The sequence below is a fragment of the Kitasatospora sp. NPDC001603 genome, from assembly GCF_040298365.1.
GTDB lineage: Bacteria > Actinomycetota > Actinomycetes > Streptomycetales > Streptomycetaceae > Kitasatospora.
The window spans coordinates 1-6,027 of sequence record NZ_JBEPAA010000153.1 but is presented as its reverse complement, the minus strand read 5'-3'; the positions used below and the strand labels follow the sequence as shown (position 1 = coordinate 6,027).

Below are 6,027 nucleotides of genomic sequence, written 5' to 3'. Positions count from 1 at the left end.
CGCGTCGTCGCCAGCGACCACGCCACCTCCGCCGGATCCACCGACGGCCGCGCCGACACCCACGCGTGCAACCGCTCCGCCTGCGCCGTCAGCCCATCGGCCGTGCGGCCCGACACCAGCCAGGCGTCCGCCCCCGACACCACCGGCGCCGTCGCCGGGGTGTCACCCTCCTGGGGCTCGGCGCCCCCGGCCGGGGCCTCCTCCAGGATGATGTGCGCGTTGGTACCGCTCAGACCGAACGAGGACACCCCGGCCCGGCGGGCCCGCTCACCGGCCGGCCACGGCACGGCCTCGGTCAGCAGCCGGACCTCGCCTTCCGTCCAGTCGACGTGCGGCGACGGCACGTCCGCGTGCAGGGTCTTCGGCAGCTGCTCGTGCTGGAGCGCCAGCACCATCTTGATCACACCGGCGACACCCGCCGCCTGCTGGGAGTGGCCGATGTTGGACTTCACCGACCCCAGCAGCAGCGGCCGTCCCTCCGGACGGTCCTGGCCGTAGGTGGTGAGCAGCGCCTGCGCCTCGATCGGGTCGCCCAGCGTGGTGCCCGTGCCGTGCGCCTCGACCGCGTCCACGTCGGCGGCCGAGATCCGCGCGTTCGCCAGGGCCGCACGGATCACCCGCTGCTGGGACGGACCGTTCGGCGCCGTCAGACCGTTGGACGCGCCGTCCTGGTTCACGGCCGAACCGCGCACCACCGCGAGCACCTTGTGCCCGTTGCGCAGCGCGTCCGACAGGCGCTCGACGACGACCATGCCGGCGCCCTCACCCATCCCCATGCCGTCCGCGTCGGCCGAGAACGCCTTGCAACGCCCGTCCTCGGCCAGGCCGCGCTGCCGGGAGAACCCGACGAAGCCCATGGTGGTGGCCATGACCGTGACACCGCCCGCCAGCGCCAGCGAGCACTCCCCGGCGCGCACCGCCTGGCAGGCCAGGTGCAGCGCCACCAGCGACGACGAACACGCCGTGTCGACGGAGACCGCCGGCCCCTGCAGACCGAGCAGGTAGGAGATGCGGCCGGACATCACGCTGGCCGCACCACCGGTCATGAGGTGCCAGTCGAGCCCCTCCATGGTCTGCAGGGACTGGTGCGCGACGTAGTCGGAGGGGGCGACGCCGACGAACACGCCGGTCTGCGAGCCCCGGAGCGAGGCCGGGTCGACCCCGGCCCGCTCCAGCGCCTCCCAGGACGTCTCCAGCAGCAGCCGCTGCTGCGGGTCCATCGCCAGCGCCTCACGCGGCGAGATCCCGAAGAACCCGGCGTCGAACCCGGCCGCGTCCCGCAGGAACCCGCCTTCGACCACGTAGGACGTGCCCTGGTGGTCGGGGTCGGGGTCGTAGACGCCCTCGGTGTCCCAGCCGCGGTCGTCCGGGAACCCGGAGATCGCGTCCCCGCCGGCGGCGAGCAGCTCCCACAGTTCCTCGGGGGTCGTCACGCCCCCGGGGTAGCGGCAGCTCATGCCGACGATCGCCAGCGGTTCCGAGGCCGCCGAGACGAGCTGGCGGTTCCGCTGTCGCAGCCGCTCGGTTTCCTTCACGGAGGCACGCAGCGCTTCAAGGAGCTTGTCGGCCTGTCCGGTCATCGCTGCCTCCACGCATCGAGCATCATCAACATCACTCCGACTCGCCGTCCAGGGCCAGGCGGATCAGGCTGTCCGCGTCCAACTCGTCGATGGCCTCGGCCTCTTCGCCCTGGTCGCCGATCAGCGCGGCGTCCCGGACGTCGGCGAGCCGCATGAGCGCCTCCATCAGCCCGGCATCGCGGAACCTGGACAGCGGGACGGTCGCGAGGGCCTTCCGCAGCTTCTCCTCGGCCGCGTCCGCCTCGCCGTGCTCGGCGAGCTCCGGCAGCAGCTTCTCCAGCAGGAGCCCGGCCAGTTCCGTGGGGTTGGGGTAGTCGAACACCAGGGTGGCCGGCAGCCGCAGTCCGCTCGCGGTGCCCAGGCGGTTGCGCAGTTCGACCGCGGTGAGCGAGTCGAAGCCCAGGTCGGTGAAGGCCCGGGTGGACTCGACCGCCTCGACGGAGGCGTGCCCCAGCACGGCGCCCACGTGGGCCCGGACCAGGTCGACGAGCAGCCGCAGCCGCTCCGGCTCCGACACCCCGGCCAGCTGCTTGCGCAGCGAGTCCGCACCGACGGCGCCCGAGGCGGCGTGGCGCCGGCCCGTCCCGCCGCCGACCAGGGCCCGCCACAGCGGCGGGACGTCGGCGGCGCGGCCGGCCTGGGCCCGGAGCCCGGCCAGGTCGAGCTTGGCCGGGACCAGCACCGCCTCGTCCCTGGCGAGCGCCAGGTCCAGCAGCGCCAGGCCCTCGTCCGCGCTGAGCGCGGCGACGCCGCCGCGGTTGATCCGGGCGCGCTCGGAGTCGCTGAGCCGCCCGGTCAGTGCGCTGGCCTCGGCCCACATGCCCCAGGCGAGCGAGGTGGCGGGCAGTCCGGCCGCCCGGCGGTCGGCCGCCAGCGCGTCCAGGAACGCGTTGGCCGCCACGTAGTTGCCCTGACCGGGGCTGGCGAAGGTCGCCGCGGCCGAGGAGAACAGGGCGAAGTGCTCCAGGTCCAGACCCCGGGTGAGTTCGTGCAGGTTCCAGGCACCGTCGGCCTTGGGCCGCATCACGGCGGCCACCCGCTCGGGGGTCAGCGACGCGATGGTCGCGTCGTCCAGGACACCGGCGGTGTGGACCACGGTCGTCAGCGGAGCCCCGGCGGGGACTCCGGCCAGGACGGCGGCCAGGGCGTCGCGGTCCGCCGCGTCGCAGGCGAGCACGTCCACCGACGCGCCCGACTGCGCCAGCTCCGCGGCCAGCGCGGCCGCGCCCGGCGCGGCCGGGCCGGAACGGCCGGTCAGCACCAGCCCGTCGGCCCGCCCGGTGGTCACCAGATGCCTGGCCACCAGGCCGCCGAGCGTGCCCGTGCCACCCGTGACCAGCGCCGACCTGCCGCGCTCGCGGGGTTCGGCCGGGCCGGCGGTGACGGTGAGGACGAGCTTGCCGGTGTGGCGCGCCTGCTGCATGAAGCGGAACGCCTCACGCGCCCGCCGGATGTCCCAGGCCCGGACCGGGAGCCGCGTCAGCTCGCCCGCCGCCATCAGGTCGACGATCCGGCCGAGCATCGCGCCCATCCGCTCGGGCCCGGCCTCGCCCAGGTCGAACGGCCGGTAGAAGACCCCCGGGTACTGGACGGCCAGGGCCTCCGCGTCCCGGACGTCGGTGCGGCCCATCTCGACGAAGGCCCCACCGCGCGGCAGCAGCCGCAGCGAGGCGTCCGTCAGCTCGCCCGCCAGGGAGTTCACCACGATGTCCACGCCCGCGCCGCCGGTGGCGGCGAGGAACTCCGCCTCGAACCCGGCATCGCGGGACGAGGAGATGTGCGCCTCGTCCAGGCCCATCGCGGCCAGCACCGGCCACTTCGCCGGACTCGCCGTCGCGAACACCTCCAGGCCCAGGTGCCGGGCGAGCTGCACCGCCGCCATGCCGACGCCGCCGGTGCCCGCGTGCACGAGCACCCGCTGGCCGGCCTCGGCCTCGGCCAGTTCGACCAGGGCGTACCAGGCCGTCATGAACGCGCTCGGGACGGACGCGGCCTCGGCGAAGGTCCAGCCCTCCGGGATCCGCACCAGCTGCCGGGCGTCCGTGACCGCCACCGGGCCGAACGCGCCCTCGGCGACACCCATCACCCGGTCGCCCACGGCCAGCCCGGAGACTCCGGAGCCGACTTCGAGCACCGTTCCGGCGAGCTCACTGCCCATCACACCGCCGCCCGGGTACATCCCCAGGCCGATCAGTACGTCCCGGAAGTTCAGCCCGGCGACGCGGACCGCCACCCGGACCTGCCCGGCCTCCAGCACGTCACCCGCCTGCGGCGCCGCCGCGAGCACGAGGCCCTCCAGCGAACCGCCGGCGTCCGGCTCCAGCCGCCACGGGCCCTCGGGCACCGCCAGCTCGCCCGCCGGGCGCGCCAGGCGCCGCGCGTGGGCCAGGGTGCCGCGAACGGCGAGTTCGGGCTCGCCGGTGGCGAGTGCCGTCGGGAGGACGGCGATCTGCTCGGCGCCCGCGCCGGTCGGCAGGTCGATCAGGACGAGCCGGCCGGGGTTCTCCGACTGCGCCGAGCGCAGCAGGCCCCAGACGGCGGCGGCGGGCAGATCGGCGATCCGCTCCCCGGCCGCGGCAGCGACGGCCCCTCGGCTGACGACCACCAACCGGGCCTCGGCCAGACGCTCCTCGGCCAGCCAGGCCTGGGCCAGGCCCAGGGCGTCGCCGGTCGCCCGGCGGGCGGCCTCGGCCGCGTTGTCTCCCTCCACCTGGGCACCGGCGCAGGCCAGCACCAGGGCGGGCTCGATCTCCCCCGCCTCGGTGGCGGCGGCCAGACCGGCCAGGTCCGTGAACGAGCGGACCGGAACGCCGGAGGCCTCCAGCGCCTCGGCCAGACCGAAGCGGTCGGCGCCGATCAGCGCCCACGCCCCGGCCGGAGCCTCGGCCCCGGTGATCGGTGCCCACTCGACGGTGAACAGGGCATCCGCCACCCCGGCATCGTTCGACCGGAGTTGCTCGGCCGACACCGGACGGGTGATCAGCGACTCGACGGAGACCACCGGAGCCCCGGTGGCATCCGCCGCCGACAGCACCAGACTGCCCTGCGCATCCCGGCGCAGCCGGGCCCGCAGCACGGACGCACCCGCCGCGTGCAGCTCGACACCCGTCCACGCGAACGGCAACCGCACCTGGCCCTCGTCCTCGGCCCCGGCGACCAGGGCACTGGCGTGCAACACGCCGTCCAGCAGCGCCGGGTGCAGACCGAACGCGCCCGCATCGGCGGCCACGCCCTCGGGCAGTGCCACTTCCGCGAAGAGGTCCTCGCCCCGGCGCCACACCGCGCGCAGCCCCCGGAACGCCGGGCCGTAGCCGTAGGACGCCCCGGCGCCGGCCTCGTAGATGCCGGTCACGTCGACCGCCGTGGCCCCGCGCGGAGGCCAGACCGCGAAGTCCTCCTCCGCGACCGGCGCCTCCCCGGCGGGAGCGACGACGCCACCGGCGTGCTGCGTCCACTCCTCCTGCCCGTCGGGGCGGGAGAACACCTCGACGTTCCGACGGCCGTCCGCATCGGCGGCGGCCACCACGACCTGGACCTGCACACCGGAGCCGTCGGCAGGCAGCACCAGCGGCGCCTGGAGCGTCAGCTCCTCCAGCAGGCCGCAGCCCACCTGGTCACCGGCCCGGACCACCATCTCGACGAAGCCGGTCCCCGGCAGGAGCACCGCCCCACCGATCGCGTGATCGGCCAGCCACGGGTGCGTCCGCACGGACAGCCGCCCGGTGCAGACCAGCCCCGCACCACCGGCCAGTTCGACCGCCGCACCCAGCAGCGGGTGACCGACCGCACCGAGACCCAGCGACACCGCGTCCCCGCCCAGAGCCGGTCCGGCCGCACGCGGCCAGTACCGCTCGTGCTGGAAGGCGTACGTCGGCAGCTTGACGAGGTCGGCGGAGGGCAGAACCGTCGTCCAGTCGACCGCCACGCCGTTGACATGGGCCTCGGCGAGTGAGGCCAGCAGGCGCTGGGCACCGCCGTCGTCGCGGCGCAGCGTGCCGCAGACGGCCGCCGGCAGCGCGGCGGAGTCCAGCGCGACCTCTTCGAGCGTGTCGTTCATCGCGCCCAGCAGCACCGGGTGCGGAGTCACCTCGACGAAGACCTGGTGCCCCTGACCGGCGAGCGTGCGCACCGCGCGGTCGAAGTGCACCGTGGCGCGCAGGCTGCCGTACCAGTAGGCGGCGTCCAACTCCTCACCGTTCAGCGTCTCCCCGGTCATCGCCGAAACCATCGGCACCCGGCCCCGACGCGGAGCCACCGCCGCGAGAACCCCGGTGATCTCCGCTTCGAGACGGTCGACCTGGGCCGAGTGCGAGGCGTAGTCCACCGCGACCATCCGGGCCCGGACACCCTCCGCCTCGAACTCCGCCTTCAACTCCTCCAGCGCCTCGGGCTCACCCGAAACCACCACCGCCGACGGCCCGTTGACCGCCGCCAGCGACAGCCGCTC

General features: G+C 75.2%; 2 protein-coding genes. Both read right to left on the bottom strand.

Annotated features, from left to right (window positions below; all coding sequences use genetic code 11):
• The coding region (locus ABT263_RS38360; RefSeq protein WP_352298491.1) for a type I polyketide synthase at window positions 1–1,580 on the bottom strand (1,580 nt) is incomplete at its 3' end.
• 31 nt (window positions 1,581–1,611) lie between these two features.
• On the bottom strand, window positions 1,612–6,027 hold a 4,416-nt coding region (locus ABT263_RS38355), incomplete at its 5' end, for an SDR family NAD(P)-dependent oxidoreductase (RefSeq protein ID WP_352298488.1).